We start from the raw sequence: 15731 nt of genomic DNA on the forward strand, positions 1-15731 counted from the left end.
GCTTGGCTCCTTAAGCTCTGATCCGGGGTTGCTGTTCCAGTGCATCGACCCGGGAAACGTCCACCAGCTTCACCAGCTGGCTCCACAACTGCTGGATGGGACGCACCGACTCGACAGTAACCGTGATCCGCAGTTGTTGGCAATCCTGCTCCATGTTGAGGGCGCAGAGGTTGAAACCGCGGTGACGAACCACCCGCAGCACCCGCTCCATCACTTCGGGTCTGGGCTGGGCATGGATTTGCAAGGTATTGAACTGACTCATGGGCGTTGCTCCATCATCTGGTGGTTGGCGACTCCTGGCGGAACCAGGGGCCAGACGTTTTCTTCCTCTGAAATGGCCACATGCAGCAGGTAAGCACTCTCGCTGGCCAGCAGGCGATCGAGGGCCGGGGCTATCTCCTCCTTGCATGTGATGGTCTCGCCCGGAATGCCGAAGGCGGCGGCCAGGGCGACGAAGTCGGGGTTGTCGGAAAGGATGGTCTCGCTGTAGCGGCCGTCGAAGAACAGCTCCTGCCACTGGCGCACCATGCCGAGGCGCTGGTTGTCCAGCAGCACCATCTTCACCTTGAGCTGGGCACGGCGGATGGTGCCGAGCTCCTGCACGTTCATCATGAAGGAGCCGTCGCCGCTCACCAGCACCACCTCGTCTTCGGGGCGCGACATCTTGGCGCCGATGGCGGCGGGCAGGCCGAAGCCCATGGTGCCGAGACCGGCGCTGGAGAGGTGGTTGCGCGGGCTGGTGAAGCGCATGTGCTGTGCCACCCACATCTGGTGCTGGCCCACGTCGCAGGCCACTACGCTGCTTTCCGGCAACCTGGCAGAAAGCTGCTTGAGCAGCCCCGGAGCATAGATGGGCTGGCCGGGATGGTCGTAGCGGAAGGCGTACTCGCGGGCCATGTTCGCGCAGTGCTCACGCCAGGGCTCGATGGCCAACGTCATGACGAGGTGCGGCAGCACCTGTTTCAGATCCTGGGTGATGCCCACTTCGGCGGCGCGGCGCTTGCCGAACTCGGCGGCGTCCACATCCAGGTGGATCACCTTGGCCTCGGGGGCGAACTCCTCCAGCTTGCCGGTCACCCGATCATCGAAACGAGCGCCCACCACCACCAGCAGGTCGCACTGCTGCACCGCATAGTTGGCGGCCTTGGTGCCGTGCATGCCGAGCATGCCCAGATAAACGGGGCTGTCGGGATCGAGCGCCCCTATCCCCTTGAGGGTGGTGACCGCAGGCATGCCGGTGGCGGCAGCAAAGTCGCGCAGCTGCTGCTCGGCATTGGCCATGCCCACCCCGCCACCGACGTAGAGCACCGGACGCTCGGCGGCGGCCAGCAGGGTACGGGCGGCCGTCAGTTCGGTCTGGCTCAGATGCTCGGGCTCAGCCACCGCAAACAGCGGGCTCTGGGCCGGCACCGCGGCCAGTTGCACGTCCTTGGGCAGATCGATCAGTACCGGGCCGGGGCGCCCCTCGCTGGCGATGGCGAAGGCCTCGGCGATCACCTGAGGCAAATCCGCCACGTCCGTCACCATGAAGGAGTGCTTGGTGCAGGAGAGAGACATGCCGAGCACGTCCACTTCCTGGAACGCATCGGTTCCCACGGCGGCGCAGGGCACCTGGCCGCTGATGGCCACCAGCGGTACCGAGTCGAGCAGCGCCTCCGCAAGACCAGTCACCAGGTTGGTGGCACCCGGGCCCGAGGTGGCGATGCAAACCCCCACCTGACCGGAGGCGCGGGCAAAGCCCACCGCCGCCATGGCGGCCCCCTGCTCGTGGCGGCAGAGCTGGTGCGCCAGACCGCCGTCATACAAGGCATCGTAGACCGGCATGATGGCCCCGCCCGGGTAACCAAACACCTGGGTCACACCCTGTTTCTTGAGAGCCTGTACCAAAAACTGCGCGCCGTTCATCTGGAAAATCCTGTCCTTTGGTCGAAAAAAAACCCCCGGGCCGTGAGGCTCGGGGGTCGCTTGTTTCGTTCTGTCCGGTGGTGGGTCTATCCCTTGTTCCGTGCAGCTAAACGAGCCCCGAGCGGTGAGATAATAATCACCACTAGGACCACAATAATGCTGACGAAACGGGAGGCCATGTTCATAGTTACAACCGGAAATCCTGTGAAATTGGGGCGGTTTTTACCGCGAATGGCTATTAGAACTAGCACGGTGAATTTTATTGGGCAAGCGTTTTTTGCCTGACAAGACTCTGATTTTCACTGAGTCCAATCGCGTCAGTTGGAACAAAAAACTAATAAAAAACGGTTAACCAGCATATACATCAAACCAAGGACGGGATTTATGTCATTAGCTGTGGTTTATAGCCGTGCCAGCCTGGGAATAGCGGCCCCGCAAGTCACGGTGGAAGTGCACCTCTCCAACGGTCTGCCCGCCTTCAACATGGTGGGCCTGCCGGAAACCTCGGTGAAGGAGTCGCGGGATCGGGTGCGCAGCGCCCTGCTCAACGGCAATTTCGAGTTCCCGAGCAAGCACATCACGGTTAATCTGGCCCCCGCCGATCTGCCCAAGGAGGGGGGCCGTTTCGATCTGGCCATCGCCATCGGCATCCTCGCCGCTTCCAAGCAGATACCCGCAAAATACCTGCTCGATCACGAATTTTTAGGCGAATTGGCCCTGACCGGCGAGATCCGTCCCGTGCTCGGCGTGCTGCCCGCCGTGCTCGCCTGCCGGGACGCGGGACGCACCCTGCTGGTACCGCAGGAGAACGGCCCCGAGGCCTCGCTGATCCAGGACGCCGAGGTACGCACCGCCCATCAGTTGCTGGCCGTCACCGCCTGGCTGGCGGGTCAATACGAGCTGCCGCTGCCGGATCCTCAGACCACGGAGGCCCTGCCCGATGTGCCGGACCTGCAGGACGTGATCGGCCAATCCCAGGCCAAACGGGCGCTGGAGATCGCCGCCGCCGGCAGCCACAACCTGCTGTTCATCGGCCCGCCCGGTACCGGCAAGAGCATGCTGGCGAGCCGTCTGCCCGGCATCTTGCCACCGCTGAGCGAGCAGGAGGCGCAGCAGACCGCCGCCATCCACTCCATTGGCGGCCTCACCCCCCGCGCCGGTCACTGGCACCACAGACCCTATCGCACGCCGCACCACAGCGCCTCGGCGGTGGCGCTGGTGGGGGGTGGCAGCCACCCGCGGCCCGGTGAAATATCCCTGGCCCACAACGGGGTGCTGTTTCTGGATGAACTGCCGGAGTTCGAGCGCAAGGTGCTCGACTCCCTGCGCGAGCCGCTGGAAACGGGCCACATCACCATCAGCCGGGCCGCCCGTCAGGTGGATTTTCCCGCCCGCTTCCAGCTGGTCGGCGCCATGAACCCCAGCCCCTGCGGCCACTACGGCGATGGCCAGACCCGCTCCAGCCCGGATCAGATCCTGCGCTACCTCGGCAAGCTCTCCGGCCCCTTCCTCGACCGCTTCGACCTGACGGTGGAGGTGCCGCTGCTGCCCAAGGGGAGCCTGACCGGCAAGGCGGAGCGGGGGGAGTCGAGCCAGCAGATCCGCGAACGGGTGCTGGGCGCGCGGGAGCGCATGCTGAGCCGCGACGGCAAGCTCAACAATTTGCTTGATAGCCGTGAAATCGAAGAAATTTGCCGCTTATCGCCGCAGGATGCCGAGTTTCTGGAGAACGCCATCCAGAAGCTTGGGCTCAGCATCCGGGCCTGGCACCGCATCCTGCGGGTATCGCGCACCATCGCCGATCTGGCGGGGCACGCCGCCATCGAAAGAGAGCACCTGATCGAGGCGCTCGGCTATCGGGCCATGGATCGGCTGCTGTCACGGCTGCGCAGCGGTTGATGGGTCGCAAGCGCACCTGACGGCCCTGCATGGTCTCGCGGGCCATCGGCTGATATTATGGCCACAGATCTGACCACTTGATGGCCCTTTATCGACAGCAAGACGGACCCGACCCATGCCCAACAAGCTGATTGAGCGACTGCGCGGCAGCCTCTCGACCCTGCTCTATTTTCTCAACACCCTGTTTTGGTTTATCCCCATTCTCTCGTTGGGCCTGCTCAAGCTGGTGCTGCCCCTCAAGGGCTGGCGTACCTTCTGCAATGCCCTGCTGGATGGCAGCGCCGGCTGCTGGATCGGTTTCAACAACCTGATCCAGAAAACCATCATCAGAACTCCTTTCGATGTGGTCGGAGTGGACAAAGGGCACCGGAATGAGTGGTATATGGTGATTGCCAACCATCAATCCTGGGTCGACATACTGGTACTGCAGCGGGTTTTTAATCAAAAAATCCCCTTCCTGAAGTTTTTCCTCAAGAAAGAACTGATTTGGGTACCTTTTCTCGGGCTGGCCTGGTGGGCACTGGACTTCCCCTTCATGCAGCGATATTCCCGCAAACTGCTGGAAAAGAAGCCCCATCTGAAGGGAAAAGACATAGAGACCACGCGCAAGGCCTGTGCCAAGTACCGCCACATGCCGGTGAGCGTGATGAACTTCGTGGAGGGCACCCGCTTCACCGCCCGCAAGCACGACAAACAGGCAGCGCCCTATCGCCACCTGCTGCATCCGAGGGCTGGCGGCATCGCCTTCACCCTGGCAGCCATGGGCGATCAGCTGTACAAGCTGGTGGATGTGACCATCGCCTATCCGGGCGGCATCCCCAGCTACTGGGACTTCATGTGCGGTCGGGTCAAGGAGATCAAGGTTCGGGTCCGCTTTCTGCCGATCGAACGCAATCTGGTGGGGGATTACTTCAATGACCCCGAGTTCCAACAAGAGTTTCAGCAGTGGTTGAACGGGATCTGGCACGAGAAGGACCAGACCCTGAACCAGCTGCTGGCAGACAAGACGCCCCAAACTACGCCATGCTAAGCCTGCTTCCGGGTCCGCTGGTGCTGCTCATCAGCGCCAGCCTGACCATACTGTTTACCGCCCTGTGCGCCAGCCTGATCCTGCTGGTGTCGCTGGTCAAACTGCTGCCCGTTCCGCCCCTGGCCCGTGCCTGCAGCCGACTCAACAACCGCTTCATGCGGCTGTGGCTGGCCTGCAACGCCCTGGTGATCCGCCTCACCACCCGCATCGACTGGCAGGTGGAGGACGACACCCGGCTGCGCAAGGATGGCTGGTATCTCATCATCAGCAACCACATGAGCTGGACCGACATAGTCGTGCTGGGCCACCTGTTTCGCGACCGGCTGCCGGTGCCCAAGTTCTTCATGAAGCACGAGCTCATCTACATACCGCTGCTGGGACTGGCCTGCTGGGGGCTGGACATGCCCTTTATGCGTCGCTACTCGCGGGAGTTCTTGCTGCGCAACCCGCATCTGCGGGGCAAGGATATCGAGACCACCCGCAACGCCTGCGAGCAGTTTCGCCACATCCCCACCACCGTCATCAACTTCGTGGAGGGGACCCGCTTCACCGAGGCGAAGCGCGATGCCTCCCGCTCCCGATACCAGCATCTGATGCCGCCCAAGGCGGCGGGGCTGGCCTTCACCCTGGCGGCCATGGGGGAGCAGTTCGACAGCCTGATCAACGTCACCATCAGCTATCCGGACAACGTCGAGACCCCCTTCAAGGACTTCCTGATGGGGCGGATGAAGCGCATCCGGGTGCGGATCGAGGAGCTGCCGGTGGACGAGCAGCTGGTGGGGGATTACTTCAATGACAAGCAGTTCAAGCGCGGCTTCCAGGAGTGGCTGAACCAGCGCTGGCAGGAGAAGGACGCCGTGCTGGCGCAGTGGCAGGCGGCCGATGCGGCGGCTCAGACCGAGCCGCAGGCAGCCGAGGCGAGCACCGAGGCCAGCTCGGGCAGCTGATCCTCGCTGAACACGGCGATGCCGTGGCGGCGCAGCAGGGCAGTGGTCATGCCCTCGCCCGCCACGGACTGCCCCTCGAAGCGGCCGTTGTAGATGCGGCCGCTGCCACAGGAGGGGCTCCCCTCCTTGAGCAGAGCGAAGCGAATGCCCTGCTGCTGACAAGTCGCCAGCGCCAGCGCGGCGCCACGGGCAAACTCCGCCGTCACATCCAGCCCGCTTGCGGTCATCACTCGCTCCCCTTGCCGCTCGGCTGGGGGGCGCGGCGTCGGCAGACCGCCCGCCACCTCGGGACAGAAGGCCAATGCCCGCCCTTCAGCCCCCAGCGTTTGCAGCCAGTCGCTGACGATGCCCTTGCTCTGACCGTCGTAGCGCACCGGCTGACCCAGCAAGCAGGCGCTCACCAGTACCTTGTGCACGCTGGTCTCACTCATGCTTTGCTCCCCCGCTGGCTAAAACCAGGGCCCTCGTAGCACAACGAACATGGTCCCAGCAGACAGGCGCTTACCAATACCTTGTGCACGCCGACATCCTTCATGCTTCCGCTCCGTGCATCACCTGATCGAACATCACGCAGCAGGGGCTCTCCAGCCGGTAGAGGATGGCGGGACGCTGCTTGCCGGTGCGCTTGCGGCCGGTGTCCACCAGGATATCGGCGCGATGGATGCGCTTGCGAAAGGCGGCCGTGTTCATCGGGGTCTGCAGGATGATTTCGAAGGCCCGCTGCACCTCGGAGAGGGTGAACTCGGCCCCCAGCAGTTGCAGCGGCAGGGTGCTGTAACGGCTCTTGATGCGCAGTCGCTCCAGCCCTCTGGCGATCAGCTGGGTGTGGTCGAAGGCGAGGCTGAGCCCCGGCAGGGCTGCAAGCGGGTGCCAACAGCCGTGGAGAACCTCCACCTCGGGATCCACCAGACAGAGGTAGACCAGGGTGGTGGACCAGCCACGGGGATCCCGCTCCAGGTTGCCCAGGGTACAGACCTGCTCGCTGTAGCAGTGGCCCAGCCCCCATTCGGTCAGCAGGCGATGGCGAGCCGCGTCCAGATCCCGATCCCGGGTCTCGTCGATGCGCAGGGCCGGCAGTTGCCAGCAGTGGGCAAAGGGCGGGCGATCGCGGGTCTCCAGCAGCAGCTCGAGCCGCTCCTCGTTCAACCGCAGCACCACCATATCCAGACTCATTCTCAACATGCCGATCGCCCTGCTCGCCTTCGATTAATGTTTGGTAGATAATATCACACGAATAGTATGTGCAGGAGCCACTCAATGGGAACCGTCGCCAGCCTGGATATTGATGCGCAGAAGGGGTTTACCCCCCTCTGCCCGAACGAACTGCCCGTCGCGGGCGGGGATGATATTGTGGCTGCGCTCAACGCTCAGGCCACCCTCGCCAGCCTGCGGGTCGGCAGCAAGGATTCACACCCGGCCAACGCCGCCTGGGCCGTCAGCGACCCTGCCGGCATGCTGCTGCCGCTGGATATGCCCAACGCCGACCTCACCTGGCCGGTGCACTGCGTGCCGGGCACTCGCGGCTTCGAACTGCTCGACGGCCTGCCGGCCCCGGTCGATTACGACTTCTTCGTCTGGAAGGGGGTCGAGCCGGATCTGCACCCCTACGGCACCTGCTTCCACGATCTGGCCGAGCGCCGCAGCACAGGGCTCATCGAGTTCCTGCAGTCCCGCGGCGTCACGACCGTACTGGCCGGCGGCCTCGCCACCGACTACTGCGTCAAGACCAGCGTGCTGCAGCTGCGCCGCGCCGGTTTCCGGGTGATCGTCCATCTCGATGCCTGTCGTGGCATCGCCCCCGAAACGGTCGCTCAGGCCCACACCCAGATGATCGAGGCCGGCGCCGAACTGGCCCAGACCCTTGCCGATGTACAACGCCTGCTGGACGCCTGATATGCCTCCTATTCTCAACAGCCTGCCCGATACCGGCGTCTGCAATCTACAAAAGCGGCAGGGGAGCGCTCTTGCGTTCACCCCCCTGCGGGGAGTCTGATATGCCACCCATACTCAACAGCCTGCTCGATACAGATGCTTACAAGCTGCACATGCAGCAGGCGGTGTTCCATCGCTATCCGGATGCCGAGGTGGTGGCCGAGTTCCACAGCCGCAACGAGGAAGATCTGCTGCCCATGATGGGCCAGATCGAGGAGCAGCTGCGCCTGGCCGGCTCCCTGCGGCTGACCCGGCCCGAGCTCAACTTCCTGGCGGAGCGCCCCTTCTTTACCGCCGATTACCTCGACCACCTGCGCCGCAAGCCGCTGGATGCCTCGCTGCTCAAGGTGTTCGAGCAGGATGGTCGCATCAACGTGCGGGTCGAGGGCCCCTGGCAGGACGTGATCCTGTGGGAGATCCCGGTGCTCGCCATCATCAGCGAGATGCGCAACCGCTTCCGCTACCCCCAGTTTGGCGTCAGCCAGGCGCTGGAGCGGCTCGATCAGAAGCTCGACAAGCTGGAGCGGGAGCTGAGCCGGGAAGAGATGAGCGAATTCAACCTCATCGACTTTGGCACCCGTCGCCGCTTCTCCCTCGCGGTACAAGATGCGGTGGTGGGTCGCCTCCAGGAGCGGCTGCCGGCGTTTCGCGGCACCAGCAACTACCTGCTGGCCCAGAAGTACGGCCTGCCGGCGGTGGGCACCCAGGCTCACGAGTGGTTCCAAGCCCACCAGCAGCTCGGCTTCCCGCTCGAGCACAGCCAGCGTGCCGCCCTCACCAGCTGGCTGGATGAGTTCACCAACCACCTCGGCATCGCGCTCACCGACTGCATCACCATGGATGCCTTCCTGCGCGACTTTGACTTCGAGCTGGCCAGCCGCTATCAGGGGCTGCGTCACGACTCCGGCGATCCCGTGGTATGGGGCGAGAAGGCCATCAGCCACTATCAGCGGCTCGGCATCGACCCCACCGAGAAGACGCTGGTCTTCTCCGATGGCCTCAATCTCGACAAGGCCGTTGAGCTGCTGCGCCACTTCCGCGGCCGCATCAACACCAGCTTCGGTATCGGCACCAAGCTCACCTGCGATCTGCCCGGCGTCAGCCCGATGAACATCGTCTTCAAGCTGATCGAGTGCAACGGCGGCCCGGTCGCCAAGATCTCCGACAGCCCGGGCAAGACCCTGTGCCGGGACGCGGACTTCATCCGCAACCTCAAGCAGGCCTTCCACGTCGGGGTCTAACGCCTATTTTTGGGGGCGCATCTTGCGCCAGTGGCCAGTGGCCCCCTACCATTCTCTCCTCGTCAGGTCCGACTGGTGTCGGGCCTTTCTATTGCCCGAACGACAGCCCACCAAGGAATGCACCATGACCCGCAAATGGATATTCGCCCTCACCACCCTGCTCGCCAGCCTGAGCGCCGTCGCCACCGAACCGCTGCGGGTCTCCGCCATCCCGGACGAGGCCCCCACCGAGCTGCAACGCAAGTTTGCCCCCCTGGGTGACTACCTGGCCGAGAAGACCGGCCGCGAGGTGGTGTTCGTACCGGTCAACGACTACGCCGCCGTGGTCGAGGCACTGGCCGCCGGCAAGCTGGACATGGCCTGGCTCGGTGGCTTCACCTATGTGCAGGCCCATCGCCGTGCCGACAAGGTGGTGCCCCTGGTACAACGCCAGGAGGACGCCCAGTTCACCTCCAAGTTCATCGCCAATGCAGACAGCGGCATCAAGACCCTGGCCGACACCAAGGGCAAGGACTTTGCGTTCGGCTCCCCCTCCTCCACCTCCGGCCACCTGATGCCACGCCACTTCCTGGCCGAGCAGGGCATCAACCCCGAGCGTGACTTCGCCCACGTCGCCTTCTCCGGCGCCCACGACGCCACCGTCGCCTGGGTCGCCTCCGGCAAGGTGCCGGCCGGTGCGCTCAACGCCTCCGTGTGGGAGAAGCTGGTGGAAGAGGGCAAGGTCGACACCGCCAAGGTCAAGGTGATCTGGACCACACCTACCTATTTTGACTACAACTGGACCGTGCGCGGCGGCCTGGACCCGGCCCTGCAAGAGAAGATCAAGCAGGCCTTCCTCAGTCTGGATCCGGCGGTGCCCGCCCAGGCCGAAATCCTCAAGCTGCAGCGCGCCAGCCGCTTCATCGAGACCAAGCCCGAGAACTACCTGGGCATCGAAGCCGCCGCCACCCAGGCCGGCCTGCTGAAGTGATCGCCGTCGCGCTGGACGGGGAAGGATTGCGGCTCGGCCAGAGCCGCATCCTGCAGCCGTTCAACCTGCAGATAGCCGCGGGCGAGTGCGTGGCCATCATAGGGCCAAGCGGCGCGGGCAAGACCAGCCTGCTGCGGCTGATCGGCACCGAGCTGCGTGGCGAGGGCAGGCTCACCCTCTGGGAGCAGGATCCCTGGAGTCTCTCCACCCGGGACCGCCAGCGGCTGCGCAGCCGGATCGGCATGGTCTGGCAGCAACCGCCGCTGCCCGCCTCCCAGCCGGTGGTGACCGCCGTGCTGGCCGGCCGGCTCGGCCAGTGGTCCCTCGGCCGTTCCTTGCTCTCCCTGCTGCGCCCCTGCGACCCGCAAGGGGCGCGGGCCGAACTGGCCCGCCTCGGCCTTGCCGACAAATGGCAACAGCGCTGCGGCGAGCTCTCCGGTGGCCAGTTGCAACGGGTCGGCATCGCCCGGGTGCTCTATCAGCAGCCTGATCTGATCCTGGCCGACGAGCCCGTCTCCGCCCTCGACCCCGTGCTCGCCCAGAGCAGCCTGGATGCCCTGCTGGCCCAGGCCCGCGCCCGGGGCAGCACACTCATCGCCAACCTGCATGCGGTCGAGCTGGCGCTCGGCCGCTTCCCCCGCATCATCGGCCTGCGCGAGGGGCGAGTGCAGTTCGACTGTCCGGCGACGGCCGTCACGCCAGCCATGCTGACCGAGCTCTACGCCGGTGACGACGAGGCGGCTGCGTGTTTGAACTGACCCACCGCTGGCGCCATCCCCTGCCCTGGCTGTTGCTGCTGATCGGCTTCAGCCTGTGGCAGCAGGCCGACGGCTGGCTCGGCCTGTTCGACGGCCAGAGCTGGCGGCAGATGGGTAACTTCCTCGCCACCAGCTGGCCACCCCGTTTTGATCGGGACTTTCTCGCCCTGACCCTGACCGCGACCCTGGAGAGCCTGGCCGTCGCCACCCTAGGGCTGGCGGGCGCCCTGCTGCTCGGCGTGCCGTTTGCCCTGCTCGGCTCCCGCGCCCTGTCGCTGGCCGAACTGGGGCCGGTGCCCAGCCCGCTGCGCAGCGCCTTGCGAGCCCTCTCGCGCCTCGTCGCCATCGTGCTGCGCAGCCTGCCCGAGCTCATCTGGGCGCTGCTGTTCGTGCGCCTGTCCGGGCTCGGGCCGCTGGCCGCCATCCTGGCCATCGCGGTCAGCTACGGCGGCATGCTGGCCAAGGTTTACAACGAGATCATGGAGAGCGGCGCCCTGCAACCGGCCCGCGCCCTGCTGCTGGGCGGTAGTGGCCGGCTGCAGGCACTCTGGTACGGCGTGCTGCCCGCGGTGCGCCAGGAGCTGCTCTCCTACACCGTCTACCGCTGGGAGTGCGCCCTGCGCGCCTCCGTCATCATGGGCTTCGTCGGTGCCGGCGGGCTCGGCCAGCAGCTCGAGCTCTCCCTGCGCATGTTTGCCGGTGGCGAGGTGGTGACCCTGCTGCTGGCCTTTATCCTGCTGGTGACGCTCGCGGATGGCCTCAGCGCCTGGTTGCGCCACAGCCGCTCCCCCGGCCTGCTGTTGCTGATCTGCCTGGGGCTGGCCTCAGCTCTCGCCCTTTATCAGCTCGACTGGCGCATGCTGAGCTTCTCCCTGAGCGGGCTGGGTTCCTTCGTGGGGGAGTTTTTGCAACCGGACTGGTCATGGCCCTTCCTCAAGACGGTGGCCAGCGGCCTGCTCGATACGGTGCAGATGGCGCTGCTGAGTACCCTCTTCAGCGCCCTGCTGGCCCTGCCGCTGGCCTGCCTCGCTCGCCACTGCTGGCCGCTGCGGCTGTTATTCAACCTGCTGCGCTCGGTACCCGAGCTCATCTTCGCCAGCCTGCTGGTGATCGCGGTCGGGCTGGGGCCGGTGGCGGGCATACTGGCGCTGACCCTGCACACCACCGGGGTGCTGGCGCGGTTGTTCGTGGAGACCCTGGAGAACGCCGATCCTGCCCCCCGCCTCGCCCTGCAGCTGAGCGGGGCCGGGCCCATTGCCAGCTTCTGGTATGGGCTGTTTCCCCTGGTCACGCGCCAGTGGCTGGCCTATAGCCTCTATCGCGGCGAGATGAACCTGAGGGCCGCCACCATACTCGGCGTGGTCGGCGCCGGTGGGCTGGGGCAGCAGCTCTATGTCTCCCTGAGCCTGTTCCGTTACGATCAGACTGCCACCCTGCTGCTGGCCATCCTGCTGCTGGTCTGGCTGGCGGAGGCCATCAGCCGCCGCACCCGCTTGCCGCGCCCGGCCCCCACTCAGCGGGATTGCCAGATCTGACGCAGGCTCCTGATAAACAAAAAGCCCGCCGGTTTGCACCGGCGGGCTTTTTTCATGGGATCAGACGAGGTCAGTCTTTCTTGGCCAGCAGGAATTTCACCAGCTGGTTGAACTGCTCCTGGGAAGTAATGGATTCGATTTTCACCATGTACTTGCCGTTGACCAGGAAGGCCGGCACACCGCGGATGTTGTAGCTCTCGGTGTTGCGGTCAAACTGGGAGACCATGCCGGAGACGGCGAAGCTGTCGACGGCGCCGTCGAACTCTTCGGCCGGTACGCCGTTGTCCACGAAGATCTGCTTCACGTCGGCGCGGCTCTGCGGGATCTGACGCTGGGTGTGGATCTTGTCGAAGATGGCTGGGGTCAGCTTGCCTTCAACGTTCAGCAGGCTGGCAACGGCGTAGGCACGCTGCATCTCCGGACCCATTTCGCGGCCCAGGAAGGCCACCGGGTTCTTCTTCATCGGCACGCCTTCCGGCAGGTTCTTCTTCAGATCCTCGGCAATCGGCTCGAACTTGGCGCAGTGGGGGCAGTAGTAGGAGAAGAACTCCAGTACTTCCGGCTGGGCGCTACCGGTCTGCTTGACCACATCATAGTTGACGCCTTCCTTGAATTCGGGGGCGGCGTGAACCATGGGCATCATCAGCATGGCAGCAAGGAAAAACAGAATTTTTTTCATGACGTTTCCTGTTAAGGGATCACTGTGAGGCACGCCCGGCGAACCGAAGCAGTGCCAAGCCTATTGCGTCACCACTGCACAGTCAATGATCAAGCAGGGGGTGCGAGTCCCATCCCTCGCTCACCAGGTCGTCAAGTTCTCTCCCCGGCGCCCGCGTCAGCGCGAACGCCTTGATTGCCTGCCGCGGGTCTGCGGCAGGCATGACGAACGGCCGGCAACCTGCCACATCACCAGCCCGGCATCAGGGTCAGGGGCGGCGCCTTGAGTGCCTCCAGCTGATCGTGCAGGGTGGCGATCTGCTGGCGCCAGTAGTGCTCGGTATTGAACCAGGGGAAGTGGCGGGGGAAGGCGGGATCCTCCCAACGCCGCGCCAGCCAGGCCATGTAGTGAACGATGCGCATGGCCCGCAGCGGCTCGATCAGCGCCAGCTCGCGTGGGTCGAACTCCATGAACTCCTCGTAGCCCGCCAGCAGGGTATCGAGCTGGATCTGCTGCTCGCTGCGCTCGCCGTTCAGCATCATCCAGAGATCCTGGATGGCGGGGCCGGTACGACAGTCGTCGAGATCGACAAACATGGGACCGTCGCGCCACAGGATGTTGCCCGGATGACAGTCGCCATGCAGGGAGATCTGCGCCACATCCAGGGTCATGGCGTCGCCGACATGCTTGATCAGCTCGTCCAGCACCCCGAAGAATTGCTTGGCCAACCCGCTCGGCAGCCATTCGCCGGACGCCAGCAGCTGACGCGGCTCGTGCAGCATGGTCTCCACGTCGAGCCGGATCCGGTGGTGAAACGGCTTGCTGGCACCGAGCTGATGGATGCGGCCGAGGTAGCGCCCCACCCACTCCAGCTGGTCGAGGTTGTCCACCTCGAACTGACGTCCCCCCACGCTCTGCCAGATGGCAAACGGGTAGCCCTGATGCTCCAGCAGGGTCTCGCCGGCAAAGGCGATGGGAGCAGCGACCGGGATCTCCGCCTCGCGCAGGCGAGCGGCAAACTCGTGCTCTTCGAGGATCTGGGCCCGGCTCCAGCGGCCGGGACGATAGAACTTCACCACGTAGCGGCGACGATCCTCGTCCTGGAACTGATAAACCCGGTTTTCGTAGCTGTTGAGCTCGATGAGGCCCGAGTCGAGCCGCAGACCGCTGAGGTCCAGCGCATCCATGATGAGGTCGGGAGTGAGATCGGAATAGTTGAAACGCATGTCATCCACCATGAGAAAGGGGCGCCGTTGCGCCCCATTCTATCACTACTGTCCGCCGTTGCCGTGCATGGCGGTGTGCCTTGCCGTCACAACCGGCTGATGAACTTGCTGGGCTGGCGCAGGGTCCCCTTGCTGTCGTCCGGCGCCGCCCCTTCGCGTTTGAGCACGAAGCGGATGTCCAGGGTCGGCTTCTTCAGGTTGAAGGGGTCGACGGCCACGCTCACCGGCAGGGTATAGATCTCGCCCGCCTTCAGGGTCACCTCGCGCGGGCCGAACCATTCGTGCTCCGGCAACCCCTCCACATCCAGCTGATAGGTCTGGGGATGCAGGGTCTTGTTGAGGATCTTGAGGGTATAGGTGTTCTCGATGAGCCCCTCGCTGTTCTCGCGGAACAGCTGGTTGCGATCCCGCAGGATGTCGAGCCCCATCGGCATGATGGACATGGCGTTGTAGACGAACACCCCCAGCATGATGACCATCACCAGGCCGTAGCCGATCAGCTTGGGCCGCGCCACATGGGTGGAGTCGTTGGCCAGCTTGTGCTCTGTGGTATAGCTGATGAGCCCTTTCGGATAGCCCATTCGCTCCATGGTCTGATCGCAGGCGTCGACGCAGGCGCCGCAGTTGATGCACTCGTACTGCAGGCCGTCGCGGATGTCGATGCCGGTCGGGCAGACCTGCACACAGAGGTCGCAGTCGATGCAGTCCCCCAGTCCCAGCGCCTTGGGATCGGCCTTGCGGGAACGGGCCCCCCGGGTCTCGCCGCGCTTGGTGTCATAGCCGACGATGAAGGTGTCCTTGTCGAACATGGCGGACTGGAAGCGGGCATAGGGGCACATGTGAATGCACATGATGGCGCGCATCCAGCCGGCGTTGCCGTAGGTGCAGGCGGCGAAGAGCACCACCCAGAAGATGACCCAGCCGCTGGCCTGCAGGGTGAAGAAGTCAGGCACCAGCTGGAACACATCCTGGAAGTAGGCGACGAAGGTGAGGCCGGTGCCCAGCGACAGCAGGAGCCAGGCCAGGTGCTTGGCCCCCTTGCGGGCCAGCTTCTCGCCGTTCCAGGGCGAGGCGTCCAGCTTGCGGCGCTTGTTGGCGGAGCCTTCCAGCTTCTCTTCAAACCAGATGAACATGAAGGTCCACACCGTCTGTGGACAGAGGTAGCCGCACCAGACCCGACCCAGGAAGGTGGTCACGAAGAAGAGAGCAAAGGCGGCGATCATGAAGACCCAGGCCAGCAGGGTGAGGTCCTGCGGCCAGATGGTGGCACCGAAGATGTGGAACTGCTGATGGCCGATATCGAACAACACGGCCTGTCGACCGTCATAACGCAACCAGGGAATGGCGACGAAGAGCACCACGAAGAACCAGCCCATGGCCTTGCGCATCCGCTGCCAGTAGCCGGTCTGGGCCCGGACATAGATGCGGTTGCCGGGGTTGAACCTGTCGTCGCTGGCTTTGAAGGTATTGGGGTTGAACGTCCCCGTTACATCGCCGGTGACATCCTTGATATCTATCTTGTCCTGGTCGGCCATTGCAACACTTCGCTCCATTAATTAATTGTTATGGGGCGGATTATATCTTAAACAGCATGCTAATTGTGTGGGTAAAATGTATCTAATGTTCGAGT

15 protein-coding genes are annotated in these 15731 nt (G+C 64.3%); 8 read left to right on the forward strand and 7 right to left on the reverse strand.

All coding sequences use genetic code 11. The features are described from left to right. Positions 1-10: 10 nt before the first annotated feature. Together ilvM and ilvG are read right to left on the reverse strand one after the other, a co-directional pair. Positions 11-262, reverse strand: a complete 252-nt coding sequence (gene ilvM, locus G5134_RS07205) for an acetolactate synthase 2 small subunit (RefSeq protein WP_005306810.1) — start codon at positions 260-262, stop codon at positions 11-13. Further along, entirely contained in the window at positions 259-1905 is a 1647-nt protein-coding gene (gene ilvG / locus G5134_RS07210) for an acetolactate synthase 2 catalytic subunit (protein ID WP_065018449.1), read from the reverse strand. Before ilvG ends, ilvM begins: the two co-directional genes overlap by 4 nt. Before the next feature lie 384 nt (positions 1906-2289). Here ilvG and G5134_RS07215 point away from each other — a divergent pair, with 384 nt between their 5' ends. From G5134_RS07215 to G5134_RS07225, 3 genes are all read left to right on the forward strand, one after another. Next, positions 2290-3804 (forward strand): YifB family Mg chelatase-like AAA ATPase, encoded by a 1515-nt coding sequence (locus tag G5134_RS07215; RefSeq protein ID WP_421231930.1) that lies wholly within the window; start codon positions 2290-2292, stop codon positions 3802-3804. A gap of 115 nt (positions 3805-3919) precedes the next feature. Further along, on the forward strand, positions 3920-4834 hold the full coding sequence (locus G5134_RS07220) for an acyltransferase (RefSeq protein ID WP_024942651.1): 915 nt from the start codon (positions 3920-3922) through the stop codon (positions 4832-4834). Beyond that, positions 4828-5781, forward strand: coding sequence for an acyltransferase (locus G5134_RS07225; protein WP_024942650.1), 954 nt, complete (start codon positions 4828-4830; stop codon positions 5779-5781). Before G5134_RS07220 ends, G5134_RS07225 begins: the two co-directional genes overlap by 7 nt. Here the strand turns inward: G5134_RS07225 and G5134_RS07230 are convergent. Further along, the gene (locus G5134_RS07230; protein WP_024942649.1) at positions 5727-6212 is read right to left on the reverse strand and encodes a DUF523 domain-containing protein; all 486 of its coding nucleotides are present in this window, start codon (positions 6210-6212) and stop codon (positions 5727-5729) included. The genes G5134_RS07225 and G5134_RS07230 overlap by 55 nt on opposite strands. 100 nt (positions 6213-6312) lie before the next feature. Next, a complete protein-coding gene (locus G5134_RS07235) occupies positions 6313-6963 on the reverse strand; it encodes an NUDIX hydrolase (protein WP_005306829.1) in 651 nt (216 codons plus the stop codon). A 75-nt stretch (positions 6964-7038) separates the two neighbouring features. Between G5134_RS07235 and G5134_RS07240 the strand changes: the two genes are divergently transcribed. From G5134_RS07240 to phnE, 5 genes are all read left to right on the forward strand, one after another. Continuing rightward, entirely contained in the window at positions 7039-7674 is a 636-nt protein-coding gene (locus G5134_RS07240; RefSeq protein WP_005306831.1) for a nicotinamidase, read from the forward strand. A gap of 101 nt (positions 7675-7775) precedes the next feature. Beyond that, positions 7776-8954, forward strand: a complete 1179-nt coding sequence (gene pncB, locus G5134_RS07245) for a nicotinate phosphoribosyltransferase (protein ID WP_065018448.1) — start codon at positions 7776-7778, stop codon at positions 8952-8954. Positions 8955-9078: 124 nt separating this feature from the next. Next, the gene (locus G5134_RS07250; protein ID WP_005306836.1) at positions 9079-9924 is read left to right on the forward strand and encodes a putative selenate ABC transporter substrate-binding protein; all 846 of its coding nucleotides are present in this window, start codon (positions 9079-9081) and stop codon (positions 9922-9924) included. Beyond that, positions 9921-10682, forward strand: coding sequence for a phosphonate ABC transporter ATP-binding protein (locus G5134_RS07255; RefSeq protein WP_065018447.1), 762 nt, complete (start codon positions 9921-9923; stop codon positions 10680-10682). The genes G5134_RS07250 and G5134_RS07255 overlap by 4 nt, the downstream gene beginning before the upstream one ends. Further along, positions 10670-12217 (forward strand): phosphonate ABC transporter, permease protein PhnE, encoded by a 1548-nt coding sequence (phnE, locus tag G5134_RS07260; protein WP_065018446.1) that lies wholly within the window; start codon positions 10670-10672, stop codon positions 12215-12217. The genes G5134_RS07255 and phnE overlap by 13 nt, the downstream gene beginning before the upstream one ends. A 70-nt stretch (positions 12218-12287) precedes the next feature. Here the strand turns inward: phnE and G5134_RS07265 are convergent, their stop codons facing one another. From G5134_RS07265 to ccoG, 3 genes are all read right to left on the reverse strand, one after another. After that, the gene (locus G5134_RS07265; protein ID WP_005306845.1) at positions 12288-12896 is read right to left on the reverse strand and encodes a thiol:disulfide interchange protein DsbA/DsbL; all 609 of its coding nucleotides are present in this window, start codon (positions 12894-12896) and stop codon (positions 12288-12290) included. Positions 12897-13123: 227 nt separating this feature from the next. Next, complete coding sequence (locus G5134_RS07270) at positions 13124-14113, reverse strand: serine/threonine protein kinase (RefSeq protein ID WP_065018445.1); 990 nt, start codon at positions 14111-14113, stop codon at positions 13124-13126. Positions 14114-14187: 74 nt separating this feature from the next. Then, positions 14188-15636 carry a cytochrome c oxidase accessory protein CcoG gene (ccoG, locus tag G5134_RS07275; RefSeq protein ID WP_065018444.1) on the reverse strand — a complete coding sequence of 483 codons (1449 nt, stop codon included), beginning with the start codon at positions 15634-15636 and terminating at the stop codon, positions 14188-14190. Between the last annotated feature and the right edge of the window lie 95 nt (positions 15637-15731).

Source organism: Aeromonas sp. 600276 (genome assembly GCF_049175815.1).
GTDB lineage: Bacteria > Pseudomonadota > Gammaproteobacteria > Enterobacterales > Aeromonadaceae > Aeromonas > Aeromonas dhakensis.

Bases quoted from the DNA above. Each gene is read 5' to 3' on its own strand.
- G5134_RS07250 (WP_005306836.1), top strand. From the start codon at position 9,079: ATGACCCGCAAATGGATATTCGCCCTCACCACCCTGCTCGCCAGCCTG.
- ilvG (WP_065018449.1), bottom strand. From the start codon at position 1,905: ATGAACGGCGCGCAGTTTTTGGTACAGGCTCTCAAGAAACAGGGTGTG.
- G5134_RS07235 (WP_005306829.1), bottom strand. From the start codon at position 6,963: ATGTTGAGAATGAGTCTGGATATGGTGGTGCTGCGGTTGAACGAGGAG.
- ccoG (WP_065018444.1), bottom strand. From the start codon at position 15,636: ATGGCCGACCAGGACAAGATAGATATCAAGGATGTCACCGGCGATGTA.
- ilvM (WP_005306810.1), bottom strand. From the start codon at position 262: ATGAGTCAGTTCAATACCTTGCAAATCCATGCCCAGCCCAGACCCGAA.
- pncB (WP_065018448.1), top strand. From the start codon at position 7,776: ATGCCACCCATACTCAACAGCCTGCTCGATACAGATGCTTACAAGCTG.
- G5134_RS07220 (WP_024942651.1), top strand. From the start codon at position 3,920: ATGCCCAACAAGCTGATTGAGCGACTGCGCGGCAGCCTCTCGACCCTG.
- G5134_RS07215 (WP_421231930.1), top strand. From the start codon at position 2,290: ATGTCATTAGCTGTGGTTTATAGCCGTGCCAGCCTGGGAATAGCGGCC.
- G5134_RS07270 (WP_065018445.1), bottom strand. From the start codon at position 14,113: ATGGTGGATGACATGCGTTTCAACTATTCCGATCTCACTCCCGACCTC.
- G5134_RS07240 (WP_005306831.1), top strand. From the start codon at position 7,039: ATGGGAACCGTCGCCAGCCTGGATATTGATGCGCAGAAGGGGTTTACC.
- G5134_RS07225 (WP_024942650.1), top strand. From the start codon at position 4,828: ATGCTAAGCCTGCTTCCGGGTCCGCTGGTGCTGCTCATCAGCGCCAGC.
- G5134_RS07265 (WP_005306845.1), bottom strand. From the start codon at position 12,896: ATGAAAAAAATTCTGTTTTTCCTTGCTGCCATGCTGATGATGCCCATG.
- G5134_RS07230 (WP_024942649.1), bottom strand. From the start codon at position 6,212: ATGAGTGAGACCAGCGTGCACAAGGTACTGGTGAGCGCCTGCTTGCTG.